Origin of the sequence: Pseudomonas sp. NPDC079367 (genome assembly GCF_044542195.1) — a bacterium.
GTDB lineage: Bacteria > Pseudomonadota > Gammaproteobacteria > Pseudomonadales > Pseudomonadaceae > Aquipseudomonas.
Genome location: NZ_JBITTW010000039.1, coordinates 16081 through 32924 on the forward strand (window position 1 = coordinate 16081; position 16844 = coordinate 32924).

The following is a 16844-nucleotide window of genomic DNA, read 5'->3' on the forward strand; positions in this document are numbered from 1 at the left end:
CTCTGTCGGCGATGAAGCCATTTTAGTCGGCGCTGTCGTTCTGCACGGAAGGATCACCGTTGGCCGGCACGCTACTGTCGGGTACGGCTGGCGACGGGTTGCTTTTTTCGGCGCCGGGATATCCGGGCAGACCGCGGGTATCGTCGGGGGTCATGACATCTTCGTTGTCACGGCTGACGTCCCAATCGGTGGTGGCGTTCGGGTCTTCATCGCGCCCGGCAGTCCCGATGACGAAGCCGTCGTCGTTGGGATTGACGGTTTCGTTGAGCGACTTGTCGTTGCTGGACGGGTTGTTCATGTCTGCCTCCAGATCACGTTGTTGGGACTTTTTTGGAAAACCGCTGGCCTTTCAAGTGCGATGGAAAAGACCAACGGTGCATTCGCGACATTGGTCGCCTGGCGTGAACCACCGCTGCCCCGCGTGGTTCCCATGAGAAACAGTCGCTCGAGCAGCGCCATGACCAGCCCGCGATTTGGCATCGAGGAAGAGTTTTTCCTGACCGACCTGCAGACCCTGCGCATGGTCGGCAGCCCTTCGCTGCGGGCCATCGAGGCATGTCGAGCGGCGTTGGGCGCCTGGTTTGCTACGGAAATGTTTCAGGGACAGATCGAGGTGGCTTCGCCGGTGTTCAGTGACTTCGAGCATGCTAGCGATTTCTTGCGCGGCAGCCGTCAGGCCTTGCGCGCAACGCTTGAGCCATTTGGTCTGGGCGTGCTCAGCGCCGGTAGTCATCCATTGGCTGACTGGCGAGAACAGACTCCGACCGAGGAGGAACATTTCCAGCATTTATTCGAACGCTACGGCCACGTCGCGCGGCGCAGCGTACTGTCAGGTCTGCACGTGCATGTCGAAGTGGGCGAGCCGCTGGATCGCATAGCGGTGATGAATGAAGTGCTGCCGTGGACGCCGCTGCTGTTGGCGCTGAGCTGTTCGTCACCCCTCTGGGATGGCGTCGCCAGTGGTTTCATGAGTTATCGGCAGACGGCGTGTGACGAGTGGCCCCGCATGGGCATCCCGCCGCTGTTTGCCGATCAGCGCCATTACGATGAGCACTTGGCATTTCTCACGCACATCGGTGCGATCACGCAGCCCGCGGAGTGCTGGTGGGGCGTGCGTCCGGCGGCGCGTTTTCCGACGCTCGAACTGCGCATGACCGACGCTTGCCCTCGGGTCGCCGACGCGCTGACTCTGGCAGCATTTTTCCGTGTACTGGTGGCACACGCCAGTGCGCAGCGGCGTCCCGGATTGCTGTACGACCAGACTGCGCGCGCCATGCTGGAAGAAAATCGCTGGCGCGCCAAACGCTTGGGGATTCATGCGCGCTTTTTGGTCGAAGGCATCGACGGCGATTGTTCGATCACGCAGTGGCTGGAGCTGGCCGAGCAGCGTTTTGCCGATACTGCGCAGGCCTTGGGCGCGGCGCAGTTGTTCGAGTGTGCGCGGGCAATCATCGCCAGCGGCACCAGCGCCGACCGGCAATTGGCGCTGCTTGACCGCGCCTCTGAACGACCGCTGGACGGCCGTTCGGCGCTGGCACAAGTCTGCGAACTGTTGCTTCAGGAAACGGCCGGCTAACCACTCTCGGAAGAACCTTTGAGTTCAACCTGATTGCCGTCAGGATCGAAACAGTACAGCGACAAGCCGTAACCTTCAGCGCCGAAGCGTCTGGCGGCTTTCTCTACGGTCAAACCGAACGATTGCAGATGAGCAATCAGCGCGGCTTCGTTGAACGGCTCGATACGCAAGCAAAAGTGATCGACGTTGCGTTTGTGCGCCTCAGCCGCGCCGCCGCCCTTGCGCCCGAGTTCGCCCGCCAGGTCGACCAGATCGATCATCGACGTGCCGGCCCGCAGATGCACCAGCCCCAACGGCTGGTTATGCCTGACCACTTCGGCGCCGAACACCCTGGCGTAGAAATCGATGCTGCGTTGCAAGTCGGCGACGCGCAGGACGATATGGTCGATGCGCTGAATGGAAAACGGATGCATGGCTAGGCTTCCTTGAAAGCGGCGACCCGCTCATTGTGCTGCACAGGCGAAAAAATTCACTGTCGATTTTTCGGTGGAGCGATCGACAAAGCGGATTTACTCTCACCCCATGAACATACCAGCCGCTGTCCTGCCGCCCCACGCCGAAATGGTTCGCGCCATGCTCGAACGCGATACTGCCTATGAAGGCGTGTTCTTCACGGCCGTGAAAACCACCGGAATCTTCTGCCGCCCCAGTTGCACGGCGCGCAAGCCGAAACCGGAAAACGTCGAATTCTTCGCCCACGCCGACGAATGCCTGTGCGCCGGTTATCGCGCCTGCCTGCGCTGCAAACCGCTGGACGCGGCGGCCATCGCCCCGGACTGGGTGCAGCGCCTGCTCAACGCAGTAGACGCCGACCCCGAACAGCGCTGGAGCGATGCGCAATTGCTCGCCGAGGGCATAGAGCCGCTGAAGCTGCGACGCTGGTTCAAGCAGCACTTGGGCATGACGTTCCACGCTTGGCTGCGCACCCGTCGCCTCGGCATGGCGTTGGGCGGAATCAGGCAAGGCACGTCGATTGATCACGCCGCGTTCGATTCCGGCTATGAATCGCTGAGCGGTTTTCGCGACGCGTTTCAGAAGTCTTTCCACATCACCCCCGGCCGTGCGGCCAACAGTGAACCGTTGCTGTTTACCCGCCTGACCACGCCGCTGGGGCCGATGATCGCCATGGCCGAGGGGCGTGGGCTGGTGCTGCTGGAGTTTCTCGATCGCCCGGCGCTGACGCGTGAAGTCGAAGCCCTGCAGAACCGTTATGGCTATGCGGTCGCGCCGGGACACAATGCCCACTTGCAGCAGATCGAAGGGGAGCTGGCGGCTTACTTTGCCGGCAAACTCAGCCAATTCAACGTGGCGTTGCACCTGCCCGGCAGCGCGTTCGCCCGCGAGGTCTGGGCGGCGCTGCTGCAAATTCCCTATGGCCACACCAGCACGTACGGCGCCATCGCGGCGGGGCTGGGAAAACCCGGCGCCAGCCGCGCGGTCGGCCTCGCCAACGGGCACAATCGCCTGTCGATCGTGGTGCCTTGCCACCGGGTGATTGGCGCGGACGGCTCGCTGACCGGCTATGGTGGCGGACAACCGCGCAAGGCGTTTCTGCTCAGGCTGGAGAACGCCGCGCTGCAAACGACTCACCCATTGGCTTTTTGAAGCATGCAACCCATCAGGCAAAAGGGATCTGGATGAGTACGACCGATTCACGGCGGCATGGCTGACGGGTATGGCGTGGCCAGCACCTTTCTGGCCGCTATAGACCCTGACTGGCAGCGCCATATCCGCGCCGTTGGACCGTGCCTGCATCAGCCGCATCCGGCGCGCGATCCGTATGAATCGCTGGTGCGCGCGATTGCCTATCAGCAACTGCACGCCAAGGCTGGCGATGCGATTCTCGGGCGTTTGGTGGGGCTGTTTGCCGGGCAGACGTTTCCGCGCCCGGCGCAGATTCTCGCCATGGATGTCGAGCAATTGCGCGCTTGCGGGTTTTCAGCCAGCAAGATCGCAACGATTCAGGGGATCGCCCAGGCGACGCTGGACGGCGTGGTGCCGGATTACCTGACTGCGCGGGCGATGGACGATGAAACGCTGATCGAACGCCTCACCAGTTTGCGCGGCGTCGGGCGCTGGACAGTGGAAATGCTGCTGATCTACAGCCTCGAACGCATGGACATCCTCCCCGCCGATGACCTTGGCGTGCGCGAGGGTTATCGACGTTTGAAAGGCCTGGACATCCAGCCCACACGCAAACAAATGATCGAGATCGGCCGAGCCTGGAGCCCGTATCGCACCGTGGCGGCGTGGTATTTATGGCGGGCGGGCAAGGGATAGGCATCAAATGGACTGATGCTCAGCGATCTGCTCTGAATCCGCCTCCCTCTTCGTGAGCAAGCCCACTCCCACATTCAACGGGTGTCAGGCGCAAAATCTGCCAACACCATCAGTTCCCCTGTGGGAGCGGGCTTGCTCGCGAAAGCGTCAGGTCAGGCAACATCATGCTGAACGTACCGCCACCTTCGTGAGCAAGCCCACTCCCACATTCAACGGGCGCCAGACGCAAAATCTGCCAACACCACCAGTTCCCCTGTGGGAGCGGGCTTGCTCGCGAAAGCGTCAGGTCAGGCAACATCATTGCTGAACGTACCACCACCTTCGTGAGCAAGCCCAGCCCCACATTCAAAGGTGTCAGGCGCAAAATCTGCCGACACCATCAGTTCCCCTGTGCGAGCGGGCTTGCTCGCGAAAGCGTCAGGTCAGGCAACATCATTGCTGAACGTACCGCCACCTTCGTGAGCAAGCCCAGCCCCAGGCGCAAAATCTGCCGACACCATCAGTTCCCCTGTGGGAGCGGGCTTGCTCGCGAAAACGTCAGGTCAGGCAACATCATTGCTGAATCCCGTCGCAGCAATCTGATGCGCAGACACATCCTGCCAACAATCATCGCATCCGGTTCTGCCCGCTCAACTAGCCTTCCACTCAAATCAATCACGAACAAGGCAAAGGAATGCCCGAGCGATCTTCGTCTCACCGTCTCAGAATCGGCCGCTTCTGCGAAAGTAACCGCATTTACCTGCTCACCGCCAACACCTTGCACCGTGTACCGGTTTTCAAGAATCACGATCTCGGCAGATTAGTAGCTAACCAGTTCCAACAAGCGCAAGCAGACGGTTTGGCCGATACCTTGGCCTGGGTGGTCATGCCGGATCATTTCCATTGGTTGGTCCAGTTGCAGAAAGGAACGTTGGGAGAACTGATGTGCCAGACGAAGTCCCTGAGCACCCGAGCCATCAATAAGACGACCGATAGAACAGGCAGCCTGTGGCAACAGGGCTCTCATGATCGTGCGCTACGGCAAGAAGAGAATCTGGTGCAAATGGCCAGATATGTGGTGGCCAACCCCCTATGCGCGGGCTTGGTGCAAAAGCTTGATGATTACCCGCTCTGGGATGCGATCTGGGCCAGCCGCTGAAACTTTCGACATCATCAACACCCTGTGCGAGCGGGCTTGCTCGCGAAAGCGTCCATTCAGTCAACATCATCGCTGAATGCACTGCCCTCTTCGTGAGCAAGCCCACTCCCACATTCGAAGGGTGTCAGACGCAAAATTTTCCAGCACCACCACTCCCATATTCAACGGGCGCCAGATGCAAAATCTTCCAACACCTCCAAGACCCTGTCCGAGCGGCTTGCTCGCGAAAGCGTCCATTCAGTCAACATCATTGCTGAATGCACTGCCCTCTTTGTGAGCAAGCCCACTCCCACATTCGACGGGTGCCAGACGCAAAATTTCCCAGCACCACCACTCCCACATTCAACGGGCGCCAGATGCAAGATCCTCCAACACCTCCAAGACCCTGTGGGAGCGGGCTTGCTCGCGAAAGCGGTCGCGCGCGCAATGTCATTGCTGATGTATTACCCCGTAAGCCCTCAATGCGCCCGATCAAGCCCCACCAGTAATGCGCTGTCGCGGCTGTAGATATCCGGCGCATAGCGGATACGCCCGGTGCTGTCGACTTGCGCTGTCCAGTAGGTCATCAGGATCGGCACCGGTGCCGACAGACGAAATTCGTGGGTAGTACCGGTCGCCAGCAACGTGTCGGTGCGGTTTTTTTCTGCCGGTGACAGCAGCAGGTCACGTAGTTGCAGCGGGTGCTCGACGCGCACGCAGCCGGAGCTGAATGCCCGTGGGCCTTTGTCGAACAGCGCCTTGCTCGGCGTGTCGTGCAGGTACACCGAGAACGGGTTGGGGAAGCGGATCACCATCTGCCCCAGCGGATTACGCGGGCCAGCATCCTGGCGCAGGAGGATGTTACCGGGGTTGTCCCAGTCGATATCCGCCGCCGCCAGGGGCTGACCGTTGGCATCGAGCACTTGCAGGTTCTGGCGGCTGAGGAAGGTCTGATCCTTGCGGATCTGCGGCAGCTTGTCTTCTTTCCAGATGGTCGGCGGCACGGTCCAGGTCGGGTTCAGAGTCAACCGCGTGACACGGGATTTGAGCAGCGGTGTCTGGCGTTCGGCGCGGCCGACCTGAGTGCGGGTCTGCCACACGGGTTGACCGCCCTGATACAGCGTCAGCTCAGCGGCCGCGACGTTGACCACCAGACCACTGGGCTCCAGGTCTTGGGACATCCAGCGGAAACGTTCAAGGTTGACCCGCAGTTGATCGCGGCGCGTCACTGGGCTGATGTTCAGCTCGGCTATGGTGCCCGGCCCGACCACGCCGTCAGCCTGCAACGAGTGGCTGGCCTGGAAATGCTTCACTGCTTCCACCAGCACGTCGTCGTAGGCATTGTCCGGCGTTACCAGCGCGTGTGCCAGATAGCCTTCGTTATACAGACGCTGCGCCAATTGCGGCACGCGCTGATCTTCCATCGCCGGGCGCAGCAACGGGCCATTGCCGACCGGCTGCCATTGCGGCAAAGCCTGCAAGCGCTGCGCGGCATAGAGCTGACGCAGACTTTGGTACTGCGGCAGGTGCGGACGGGCCAGATCAAACGCTGCGGGAATGTTATTCATGCCGGGCACGGCGATGCTGAGCAATCGCGCCTGACGGTCGGTCGGCGGGCCGTCGACACGCCACAGCGGCTCGAAATGCGACTGCAACAGGCGACCGTAATGCAGATCCTGCAACGCCTGCAGGTAGTTGCGGCTGATATCGATGTCGGCACACAACTCGCCATCCTGCGGCGGCGTTGCTGCCACGGCATAACGATCCGGATTCAAACCATCATCGGCCAACAGCTGCAATTGTGCGTGCAATGTCGGCAAGCGTGCCGAATCACTCGCCCACACCGGCATCCAGTCCTGCTGTTCATAGAACGCCTGCAATTGGCTCAGCGCCGGGGCGTTGAGACGCGGGGCAATCGCCGGACATGACTGCGCCAGACTGATCAACACCGCTTGCAGCGGGCTGCGCGGCTCGACCGGCAATTGTGTTGCCGGCGTCGGCAGAGTCTCGAGCGGAGGCAGCGCTTCATCGGCGCAAGCGACAAACGGCGCAGCGAGCAAACAAATGCTCAAGTAGCATGCGTACTTTTTGAACAACTGCTTTACTCCAATCCATGGCCGTCCAGATGACGGTCAACCTTACATCAGGTGCGCTGAACAGTCAGGCTCGAACCGCGAGCCTGCGGGTATTGACTGGGAGTCAGGAGCCAAAGTGCCGTTTATGTAGCAAGTGAGGACACTTTATAAAATGTTGACGTTTTTGCGCCGACTTCTGTTGAGCACCGCGACCCTTGTCGCCGTGACCAGCCCAGTATTTGCCGCCGGCAAGCCATCGCCGGTTCTCTACAACAGCCTCGCCCACGCTGCGCCGGAACTCAATCCCCAAGCGCTCAAAGGTGCATTGAACGCCATGCAATGCGCGGTCAACAACGGCGCGAAAACCTCGCGGCATCTGGCGATCATCGATTATTCGCAACCGTCCACCGAGCGCCGCCTGTGGATCTTCGACCTGAATAAAAAGAAGCTGGTGTTGCGCGATCTGGTCGCCCACGGCTCCAACTCCGGGGAAAACTTCGCCACGCAGTTTTCCAATCGCGAAGGCAGTTACCAGTCCAGTCTCGGCCTGTTCCGGACTCAGGAAAGCTACGAAGGCACCCACGGCTATTCCCTGCGAATGGACGGTCTGGAGCCCGGTTTCAATGATCTGGCCCGTGATCGCGCGATCGTGATTCATGCCGCCAGTTATGTGAACCCGCTGTGGAGCAAGCGCCAGGGACGCATCGGCCGCAGTCAGGGTTGCCCCGCCGTGCGGCCGCAGGTCGCCAAACAGGTGATCGATCGCCTGAAGAACGGCCAGTTCATGTTTTCCTGGTACCCGGATCAGCGCTGGCTGCAAAAGTCACCGTACCTGAACTGCCAGCCGCAGCAGGTGGCGAGCATTCTCAACACCCACGCCAGCTAACGCGCGTCGCCGCCGGCGGGTTTGTAGAACAGGAACCTGCCGGTCTGCGCGGTGTTGCGATAGGCCTTGGCCCAGCTCGGGTGCACGCCGCGATCGTGGAAATACAAGGCGCCGCGCGTACGATCCTTGAGCTGACGGTTCAACGCCTTGCCGGCAATTTCCTTGGCCAGCGCGTATTCGGCGTCTTCCTTGACCTGATCGGGCTTGCCATCGCACCACCAGGAAAACTGGCAATTGCCGCTTTCCGAACCTTGCTTGACCACCGCGCACACCGTGTCGGGAAAGCCGTCATGGCCGAGGCGATTCATCACGACGCTGGCGACGGCTTCCATTTCCGGGGTGTCCTTGCCCTTGGCTTCCCAATAGATGCTGCGCGCCAGACAGGTCAGCGGATCGTCCAGCGGCGCGGCGCCGGCCGGATCCACCGCTTGCGCTTCGGTGGGGGTGATCGCTTCGGATTTAGGCGCCGGAGCTGCGCTGACTTTATCCGCCGCTTTCTCCTCGAGCACCTCGGCTTTCTGTTCCGCTTTGGCCTCGATCGGGGCCTGAGCGCCGGCCCATGCTGCGCCGGTCAAAAAGATCAACAACAAACCGCCCGCCAAGCCTTTCAATCCCATGTCGGTTCTTCCGTCAGCGCCCGCCGGGGGCAAGATGTTACGTCGGTGAGACGCCCGGTTTGCGGGGTCTGCGCAGAGTGTAGCGAGCAAATGTGCGGGCGCACCAGCGCAGAAAAAATCCGCCCGAAAAGAAAAAGACATTCACCCACCGGGGGCCTTTCGCGCATCATGGACGCATTCAGCTCAAGGGAGATTTCCATGCGCTTCATGCCGTCCGTTTTGCGTTGCGCCGCACTGTCGCTGGGCGTGGTGCTAGCCACCCCGGCGCTGGCCGCCGATGAACTGCAATTGATCGAGTCGATCAACAGCTATCGCAGCCAGCCGCAGCGTTGCGGCACTCAGGCGTCGAACGAATTGCCCCCGCTGTCGGCCGATCCACGGCTGCGACTGCCCGCCAGCGGCGCGGTCGATCTGCAGCAGGCCATGACCAGCGCCCACTACCCGATGGTCAATGTGCAGGCGATCACCCTCAACGGCCCGCGCGATGCAGCGGCGGCAATGCAGGCGATCAAGGAAAGCTTCTGCCAGGTGGTGCTGGATCCGCAGTTCGTCGATATCGGAGTAAACCGCGTTGACCGCGACTGGCGCATCGTCCTCGCGCGGCCGCTGCTGACAGCGAAACTGGGCGATGCACAAAGCGAAGGGCAAAAGCTGCTGGCGCAACTCAATACCGCCCGCAGTCAGGCCCGTCAGTGCGGCGGCCAGTCCTTCGCGGCGGCAGCCCCGCTGGCCTGGAACGCCACGCTGGGCACTGTCGCTCAGGATCACAGCCGCGACATGGCCAACAACAATTATCTCGACCACAAGGACCGCGATGGCCGCACGCCCGGCGACCGTGCCGAGCTGTCCGGCTACAGCGGGCAACTGGTCGGTGAAAACATCGCCGCCGGGCAAGACACCGTCGGCAAGGTCGTCGACGGCTGGCTCGCCAGCCCTGGCCATTGCGCCAATCTGATGAACCCGCAATATCAGGAACTGGGCGCCGCGTATGCGACCGATCCGAAAAGCAACGCCGGCATTTACTGGACGGCAATGTTCGGCGCACCGTAAGCCTCATCGACGCCGTCAATCACTCGGTCAGCCAGAGTGATTGGACGGCGTGGCGAGGGCAGCCTACCCTGCGCAATCTGCGCCCGCTGACGGCGTTCCACATCCACGAGGCGAGCCCATGACACAGCGTGAATTGATCGATGGTCACAACCGCCGCGTGGATTATCTGCGCCTGTCGGTCACCGACCGCTGCGATTTCCGCTGCGTCTATTGCATGGCCGAGGACATGCAGTTCCTGCCGCGCCAGCAGATCCTCACCCTCGAAGAATTATTCCAGGTGGCGCAAAGCTTCGTCGCCCTCGGCACGCGCAAGATCCGTCTGACCGGCGGCGAGCCGCTGATCCGCCCCGGCGTCGTACAACTCTGCGAGCAGATCGCCGCCCTGCCCGGCCTGCGCGAACTGTGCCTGACCACCAACGGTTCGCAACTGGGCCGACTGGCCCAGCCGCTGTTCGACGCAGGCGTCAAGCGCCTCAACATCAGCCTCGACAGCCTTGATCCGCAGCGCTTCAAAGAGCTGACCCGCACCGGCAATCTGGCGCAGGTTATCGAGGGTATCGATGCTGCTCGCGCCGCCGGGTTCGCCCGCACCAAACTCAATTGCGTGGTGATGCAGGGGCGCAACGATCACGAGATCAACGATCTGGTCCGTTTCGCCATCGAGCGTGATCTGGATATTTCCTTCATCGAAGAGATGCCACTGGGCGCGATTGCCGAACACAGCCGTGCCGAGTCGTTCTACTCCAGCGCGCAAGTGCGCGAACGCATCGCCGAACGCTTCACCCTGATCGACTCGACCGAATCGACGCAAGGGCCGTCGCGCTACTGGCGCGTAGCGGAAGCACCGAACATTCGCCTGGGCTTTATTTCGCCGCACAGTCACAATTTCTGCGGCACCTGCAATCGCGTGCGCCTGACCGTCGAAGGGCGCCTGCTGCTGTGCTTGGGCAACGAGCATTCAATGGATCTCAAAGCCGTGTTGCGCGCACATCCGGGCCACCCGGAACGCCTGGAAAACGCAATCATCGAAGCAATGAAACTCAAGCCGTATCGACACAACTTCGAAGTCAACGACGACGTGCAAGTGGTGCGTTTCATGAACATGACCGGCGGCTGATTCGCCGCGCAACCGGGACCGCGAGATGATCGTCAGACCGAGACCCAATCAGTTCGCCGTGCTGTTCACCCTCAAAGGCTCGATCGCCAAACGCATCGCCGTGCGCACCTTGATGCTGACGCTGCTGGCGGCGGGGATTGTGCTGATTGAGCTCCTGGTACCGAGCTATTTCGCCAAGATCAACGCGACGCCTTTCACCCTGCTGGGGCTGTCGCTGTCGATCTTCCTCAGCTTTCGCAACAATGCCTGTTACGACCGTTGGTACGAGGGGCGCAAGGCCTGGGGCGATGTGCTGCTGCGGGTGCGTTCGGTGATGCGTGAAACCCAAGGCATCGCTGACACCCGCCGGCGTGAGCAACTGTTGCGCAACCTGTGCGGATTCGCCCATGCATTGAACGCACGGCTGCGCTCGGAGAGCGAGGCACAGGCCAGTGCCGACTGGCTCAGCCCGCCACTCGACGAGGCTGCGCCGGATCACTGCGCACAGATCATTCATCAGGTCGGGCGCCAATGTTGCGAGCTGGAAACGGCCGGTGCGCTGTCGCCATGGCGTTATCAATTACTGGCCAGTCACCTGACCTGCCTGAGCCAGGCCCAGGCCGTATGCGACCGGATCAAGAACACGCCACTGCCCTTCCCTTACACCCTGCTGCTGCACCGCACCATCTACCTGTTCTGCCTGCTGCTGCCCTTCGCCATGGCGCAATCGCTGGGTTGGTTGACGCCGCTGTTCACGGCAATTGTCAGCTACACCTTTTTCGGCTTCGACGCGATTGCCGATGAACTCGAAGACCCGTTCGGGCGCGATGAAAACGATCTGCCGACCGACGCGCTGGTGCGTACGCTGGAGCGCGACGTGTTGCACGAACTCGGCGTTTCGCCGTTACCACCCGCGCCGCAACCGGACGATTACGTGCTGCGCTGAATAACGCGGGAAACCGCCATCGGCGAATCTCCCGTTTACATGCGCGCAAATTCCCCCTTACTATCCGGGCACACCGGTCGCCGGGCCCACCCTGCCGCCGACGCTTTCCGCCAACGGAAACACGCGTTATGAGTACGTCACCACAACAACCCCAAAGGTTGCACGTCTCTGCTGTACGCGCCCACTGCATACGGGGCCGCGTATGAACCGCATCGTCAATCTGCCCATGGCCCTGCGCCGTTCCAAGCTGCGTCACTCTGCACGCCCGCCGGATATCGCCGTTCCTGCCTGATCGCGCGAACTGACACCCGCGACAGTCAATTTCTCTTTCCCTGATATCCCTGCCGGGACACGTGCGCTTTTTTGTCGCGTCGTATCCGGCCGAATCTGCGCGCCTGTGCGGCGCCATCGTGAGTGATTTGCCATGAAATTCGCAGCCATCGAAGACGCCCGCCTGTTCCTTGAACAAAACCCCGATATCGACATGATCGAGTTGTTTATCCTCGACGCCAACAGCGTGCCGCGCGGCAAGCTGTTGCACCGTGAAGAACTGCTCGCCGTGTACGAAAGCGGCCGACCGCTGCCAAGCACCATCCTTGGCCTGACCGTACAAGGCGAAGACGTCGAGAACTCCGGTCTGGTCTGGGACGTCGGCGACATCGACTGCCGCGCCTATCCGCTGCAAGGCAGTCTGGTGCGCCTGCCGTGGCGGCAAATTCCGATGGCCGCGGTGCAGGTCAGCATGCACCCGACCGAGGGCATGCCGGCGAGCATCGCTGACCCGCGTCACCTGCTGATCAAAGTCATTGACGGGCTCAAGGCCGAGGGTTACCACCCGATCATGGCCTGCGAGCTGGAGTTCTATCTGCTCGACGCCAAACGTGATCACAACGGCCGCCCGCAACCGGCGCGGGACGCTGATGGCGGTCGACCGCGACACACGCAAGTCTACGGTTTGCGCGAGCTGGAGCAGATCGAACCGTTCCTCGCCGACCTTTACAGCGCCTGCAAGCTGCATGGCATTCCGGCGCGTACGGCAATCTCCGAATACGCGCCGGGGCAGGTGGAAATCACCCTTGAACACGGCGATGCGCTGGAAGCGATGGATCAGGCGGTGCGCTACAAGCGCCTGGTCAAAGGCGTGGCGCACCAGCACGGCATGCAGGCAACGTTCATGGCCAAGCCGTTCGATGATCTGGCCGGTACGGGCATGCACATGCACGTCAGCCTCGCCGATGCCGAGGGGCGTAATTTGTTCGCCTCTGAAGACCCGGCCGGCACACCGCTGCTGCGCACGGCGATCGGCGGCATGCTCGCATCCTTGCTCGATTCGCTGCTGCTGTTCTGCCCCAACGCCAACTCTTATCGACGCTTCCAGGCCAACAGCTACGCGCCGCTGGCGCCGACCTGGGGTGTCGACAACCGCACGGTCAGCCTGCGCGTGCCGGGCGGCCCGGCCCCTACGCGACACATCGAACATCGTATTTGCGGCGCCGACGCCAACCCTTATCTGGCGGCAGCGGCGATTCTTGCCGGGATACATCGCGGCATTCGTGAGGAGCTGGATCCGGGCGCGCCGGTCGAGGGCAATGGTTACGCTCAGGCAAAAGAATTGTTGCCGACCGATTGGCTGACGTCATTGCAGGCGCTGGAAAATTCACAGTGGGCACGGGAAGCGTTGGGGCAGGAATTTCTTGGGGTGTATCTGGCGGTCAAGCGTGCCGAGTATCGGCAGTTCATGGCTGAAGTGGGTGAGCAGGATTGGCGCTGGTACCTGACCGAGGCTTAACGATCAGACACCGAACCTGTGCGAGCGTGCTCGCTCGCTCGCGAAGCGTGGTCACATTCAACATCTTGGGTGACTGACATACCGCTTTCGCGAGCAAGCCCGCTCCCACAGGGGATTGCATTATGACTTCCGAATTTTATGTGGATCCTGACATGACCATTCGCTGCAATTCCTATTACACCGCCACCCTCAATCAGGACACCGACTACCCGCCCCTGCAGGGCCGGCACAAGGTCGATGTGGTGATCATCGGCGGCGGCTTCACCGGCGTTGCCACCGCTGTCGAGCTGGCGGAAAAAGGCCTGAAAGTCGCCATTGTCGAAAGCCACAAAATTGGCTGGGGCGCCACCGGGCGCAATGGCGGGCAAGTGACTGGCAGCCTCTCCGGCGACGGTGCAATGCGCAAACAGATGCGCGCAAAACTGGGCGATGACGTGGATGATTTCATCTGGCACCTGCGCTGGCGCGGGCATGAAATCATCCGCCAGCGCGTCGAAAAATATGCGATCCAGTGCGACCTCAAACACGGCCATTTGCACGCGGCATACAAGCCGAGCCACATGGTGGATCTGCGCAAGGATTACGACGAAGCCGTGCGCCGCGGTCTGGGTGATGAAGTAAGTCTGCTTGACCGCAACCAGGTTCGCGACTTACTGCAAAGCGAGCTCTATCACGGCGCAATCAAGAACACCCGCAACCTGCACCTGCATCCGCTCAACCTGTGCATTGGCGAAGCACGCGCAGCCGAAAGTCTGGGCGCGCTGATCTTCGAGAACAGCGAAGTGCTGGAGATCATTCACGGCGACAACCCCGGCGTGCGCACCGCCCACGGCCAGATCGACGCCAGTCAGGTGATGCTCGCCGGCGATGTCTATCACAAGCTCGAACCGGGTCAGCTCAAGGGCAAGATTTTCCCGGCCATGGGCGGCATCGTCACTACCGCGCCGCTGGGTGATCTGGCGAAACAGATCAACCCCGAAGATCTTGCGGTGTACGACTGCCGCTTCGTCCTCGATTACTACCGGCTCACTGCCGACGGCCGTTTGCTGTTCGGCGGCGGCGCCAACTACAGCGGCAAGGATTCCCGGGACATTGCTGCGGAGCTGCGACCGTGTATCGAGCGCACCTTCCCGGCGCTCAAAGGCGTGCCAATCGATTACCAATGGAGCTGCGCCATGGGCATCGTCATCAACCGCATCCCGCAACTGGGCAAGCTCTCGGACAACGTCTGGTATTGCCAGGGCTACTCGGGGCACGGCATCGCCACCACGCACATCATGGGCGAAATCATGAGCCGGGCGATCACCGGGCAGATGGAACAGTTCGACACATTCGCCGCGTGCCAGCACATTCGCGTCCCCATGGGCGACCTGCTCGCCAACCCATTACTGGCAGCGGGAATGTGGTATTACCAGATGCTTGAGCGGTTGCGCTGATCCAAACTGTAGGAGCTGCCGAAGGCTGCGATCTTTTGATCTTGTTTTAAAAAAATCAAAAGATCGCAGCCTTCGGCAGCTCCTACAGGGCCATGTTTTCACTGCAGCTTACATGTGGGAGCGGGCTTGCTCGCGACCGGGCCCTCACATCCACCCCAAATAATTCAATCCGGCAACTGCTCCACCACAATCCCCAACCGCCGATAATCCTCCACACTCCCCGACCCCGGATGCCGCTCGGTAATCAACGTATGCAGGCGCGTACACGGCGCCACTACAAATGGCTCCACCGCCCCCAACTTGTCCGCCGTGGTCACCGCAATCACCCGCGCTGCACTGTCGAGCATCGCCTGCTTGATCGGCACTTCATCGAAATGCAGCGAGGTGATGCCGACCTCGGGATGAATCGCACAGACCCCGGTAATCGCCAGATCCGCCTTGATTCCCGCCAGCAATCGCAGCGCTTCCTGACCACTCGCCGACATCGAATGCGGATTCAATTCACCGCCCGCCAGGATCACTTTCACACCCTTGTATTCGGATAAGGCAATCGCCGTCAGCGGTGAAGCGGTCACGGCGGTGATGCGGACATTGGCGGGTAAGGCGCGCGCCACCTGCAACGTGGTCGAGCCGGAATCGAACAGCACAATCTGCCCGTCCTCGACGTGCTGCGCCGCCAACTGCGCCAGGCGCACTTTGACCTCGTCGGTCTCATCCAGGCGGGTGAAGTAATCCTTGCCGGAGTCCTTCGGTCGCGGCAGCGCGCCGCCATGCACGCGCTGCACCAGGCCGGCGCTGTCCAGCTCGGCGAGGTCACGGCGGATGGTGTCTTCGGAGACTGCGAAATGCTGGCTCAGCTCGGAGGCCATGACCTTGCCGTCACGCTCAAGAAGCAAAAGGATTTTCTGCCGACGCAGGGACGGCAGTTCAGCGATGGAGTGGTCGTGCATGGTTGCGCCTGTTTGTGCTTGTAGTTGCAGGTTTCAGCGAGACTAGCCAAAGCACCGGGCAAATACAAACGCAGCGGCTATCAATGCTTTCGATCATTGGAATCAACACGGCGAATTTTTTCTTTGCGCTGCGCCTGTTCACAATGGCCCCACTCTCAAAAGCTCAGGATGACCAGCCCATGAATCTCAATTTCGCCTTCGCCTGCATGATCGTCGTCTCGTTCGCGATTGCCCTGGGCCACGCCTGAACATGCATCAAACCGAGGCGAGCAATTGCTCACGCAACCATCTTTGCGCCGGATCCCGGTGCACGCGCTCAGTCCCCCTGGGTGAGGGGGACAGCGCGCCAAAACCAGCCGCAAACAACAAGCACACAATGGATTTCATAGTTCGCCTTCCTGGCTATCCAACTGACTACAGCGTCCACATGTAGGAGCTGCCGAAGGCTGCGATCTTTGCTCTTGATCTTGCAAAAACAACATCAAAAGATCGCAGCCTTCGGCAGCTCCTACGGGGGGTTGCATTCCTAAGCGCGAAGCCGTGCAATCGCCCGCCGATATTTCTCGATCCGCTCCAGATCCTCCCAACTCGGCGAGGCAATCCGTGAGATATCGCTGTTCTCTTCCAGATCCGCCAGTTTCACCACGCGCCCGATCGGGTTCTGCGCGGCGCGGTCGACGAAATCCTCGTAAGACTCACCGGGCAATTTCGTCACAGCTGCAATCGCGGTCAGCACCTCCTCGCTGAATCCTTCGCGGCGTAAATCATCAAGACTGACGCCGCAATCCTCGACCACGTCGTGCAGCACAGCGACGATGCGCTCTTCCAGCGTATGCATGCGCAACATGACTTTCAGCGGATGAAGAATGTACGGCGCGCCGCCCTTGTCCACCTGCCCCGTGTGGGCCGTAGCGGCAATGGCGATGGCGCGTTCGAGGGATTGGGCCATGGGAATCGAATCCTGCGCTGAATGTTTCTGATTGTTGCGCAGTGTAAGCGAAGAACGCGCAGCGCAAAGCCGATTGA

The 16844-nt window shown here is 61.1% G+C and carries 17 protein-coding genes; 11 read left to right on the top strand and 6 right to left on the bottom strand.

Features of this window, described 5'->3' with window-relative positions; translation table 11 throughout:
- Positions 1 to 22 precede the first annotated feature (22 nt).
- Complete coding sequence (locus ACIGDJ_RS23050) at positions 23 to 298, bottom strand: hypothetical protein (RefSeq protein WP_101159070.1); 276 nt, start codon at positions 296 to 298, stop codon at positions 23 to 25.
- Between the two features lie 159 nt (positions 299 to 457).
- On the opposite strand from ACIGDJ_RS23050, the gene ACIGDJ_RS23055 reads away from it, so the two are divergent.
- On the top strand, positions 458 to 1576 hold the full coding sequence (locus ACIGDJ_RS23055; protein ID WP_101159212.1) for a carboxylate-amine ligase: 1119 nt from the start codon (positions 458 to 460) through the stop codon (positions 1574 to 1576).
- Here ACIGDJ_RS23055 and ACIGDJ_RS23060 read toward each other — a convergent pair.
- Positions 1573 to 1989 (bottom strand): VOC family protein, encoded by a 417-nt coding sequence (locus ACIGDJ_RS23060; protein ID WP_101159071.1) that lies wholly within the window; start codon positions 1987 to 1989, stop codon positions 1573 to 1575. The genes ACIGDJ_RS23055 and ACIGDJ_RS23060 overlap by 4 nt on opposite strands.
- Positions 1990 to 2098: 109 nt before the next feature.
- On the opposite strand from ACIGDJ_RS23060, the gene ACIGDJ_RS23065 reads away from it, so the two are divergent.
- The 3 genes from ACIGDJ_RS23065 (at position 2099) to ACIGDJ_RS23075 (ending at position 4994) form a co-directional block, all read left to right on the top strand.
- Entirely contained in the window at positions 2099 to 3181 is a 1083-nt protein-coding gene (locus ACIGDJ_RS23065) for a trifunctional transcriptional activator/DNA repair protein Ada/methylated-DNA--[protein]-cysteine S-methyltransferase (RefSeq protein WP_313002561.1), read from the top strand.
- A gap of 57 nt (positions 3182 to 3238) precedes the next feature.
- Positions 3239 to 3856, top strand: coding sequence for a DNA-3-methyladenine glycosylase family protein (locus ACIGDJ_RS23070; RefSeq protein ID WP_397479642.1), 618 nt, complete (start codon positions 3239 to 3241; stop codon positions 3854 to 3856).
- A 673-nt stretch (positions 3857 to 4529) separates the two neighbouring features.
- Complete coding sequence (locus ACIGDJ_RS23075) at positions 4530 to 4994, top strand: REP-associated tyrosine transposase (RefSeq protein ID WP_101159074.1); 465 nt, start codon at positions 4530 to 4532, stop codon at positions 4992 to 4994.
- 458 nt (positions 4995 to 5452) lie between these two features.
- Here ACIGDJ_RS23075 and ACIGDJ_RS23080 read toward each other — a convergent pair whose 3' ends face one another.
- Positions 5453 to 7069 carry a murein L,D-transpeptidase gene (locus ACIGDJ_RS23080; RefSeq protein WP_397479641.1) on the bottom strand — a complete coding sequence of 539 codons (1617 nt, stop codon included), beginning with the start codon at positions 7067 to 7069 and terminating at the stop codon, positions 5453 to 5455.
- Between the two features lie 151 nt (positions 7070 to 7220).
- Here ACIGDJ_RS23080 and ACIGDJ_RS23085 point away from each other — a divergent pair, with 151 nt between their 5' ends.
- Positions 7221 to 7934: a murein L,D-transpeptidase catalytic domain family protein gene (locus ACIGDJ_RS23085; RefSeq protein WP_397479640.1), complete on the top strand. Its 714-nt coding sequence runs from the start codon at positions 7221 to 7223 to the stop codon at positions 7932 to 7934.
- On the opposite strand, the gene ACIGDJ_RS23090 is transcribed toward ACIGDJ_RS23085, so the two are convergent.
- Positions 7931 to 8551, bottom strand: coding sequence for a cell wall hydrolase (locus tag ACIGDJ_RS23090; RefSeq protein ID WP_101159078.1), 621 nt, complete (start codon positions 8549 to 8551; stop codon positions 7931 to 7933). The two genes, ACIGDJ_RS23085 and ACIGDJ_RS23090, sit on opposite strands and share 4 nt — an antisense overlap.
- Positions 8552 to 8749: 198 nt before the next feature.
- Between ACIGDJ_RS23090 and ACIGDJ_RS23095 the strand changes: the two genes are divergently transcribed.
- From ACIGDJ_RS23095 to ACIGDJ_RS23115, 5 genes are all read left to right on the top strand, one after another.
- Positions 8750 to 9601: a CAP domain-containing protein gene (locus tag ACIGDJ_RS23095; RefSeq protein ID WP_397479639.1), complete on the top strand. Its 852-nt coding sequence runs from the start codon at positions 8750 to 8752 to the stop codon at positions 9599 to 9601.
- 118 nt (positions 9602 to 9719) lie between these two features.
- Positions 9720 to 10718 carry a GTP 3',8-cyclase MoaA gene (moaA, locus tag ACIGDJ_RS23100; RefSeq protein WP_101159080.1) on the top strand — a complete coding sequence of 333 codons (999 nt, stop codon included), beginning with the start codon at positions 9720 to 9722 and terminating at the stop codon, positions 10716 to 10718.
- A 25-nt stretch (positions 10719 to 10743) separates the two neighbouring features.
- Positions 10744 to 11643, top strand: a complete 900-nt coding sequence (locus tag ACIGDJ_RS23105; RefSeq protein ID WP_313002520.1) for a bestrophin family protein — start codon at positions 10744 to 10746, stop codon at positions 11641 to 11643.
- A 424-nt stretch (positions 11644 to 12067) separates the two neighbouring features.
- A complete protein-coding gene (locus tag ACIGDJ_RS23110) occupies positions 12068 to 13432 on the top strand; it encodes a glutamine synthetase family protein (protein WP_397479638.1) in 1365 nt (454 codons plus the stop codon).
- 152 nt (positions 13433 to 13584) lie between these two features.
- The gene (locus ACIGDJ_RS23115; RefSeq protein ID WP_397479651.1) at positions 13585 to 14868 is read left to right on the top strand and encodes an NAD(P)/FAD-dependent oxidoreductase; all 1284 of its coding nucleotides are present in this window, start codon (positions 13585 to 13587) and stop codon (positions 14866 to 14868) included.
- A gap of 164 nt (positions 14869 to 15032) precedes the next feature.
- Here the strand turns inward: ACIGDJ_RS23115 and ACIGDJ_RS23120 are convergent, their stop codons facing one another.
- Positions 15033 to 15818, bottom strand: a complete 786-nt coding sequence (locus ACIGDJ_RS23120) for a DeoR/GlpR family DNA-binding transcription regulator (protein ID WP_101159083.1) — start codon at positions 15816 to 15818, stop codon at positions 15033 to 15035.
- An 83-nt stretch (positions 15819 to 15901) separates the two neighbouring features.
- Here ACIGDJ_RS23120 and ACIGDJ_RS23125 point away from each other — a divergent pair, with 83 nt between their 5' ends.
- Positions 15902 to 16066, top strand: a complete 165-nt coding sequence (locus ACIGDJ_RS23125) for a hypothetical protein (RefSeq protein WP_178081192.1) — start codon at positions 15902 to 15904, stop codon at positions 16064 to 16066.
- A gap of 278 nt (positions 16067 to 16344) precedes the next feature.
- On the opposite strand, the gene ACIGDJ_RS23130 is transcribed toward ACIGDJ_RS23125, so the two are convergent.
- Complete coding sequence (locus tag ACIGDJ_RS23130) at positions 16345 to 16767, bottom strand: HD domain-containing protein (protein WP_101159085.1); 423 nt, start codon at positions 16765 to 16767, stop codon at positions 16345 to 16347.
- Between the last annotated feature and the right edge of the window lie 77 nt (positions 16768 to 16844).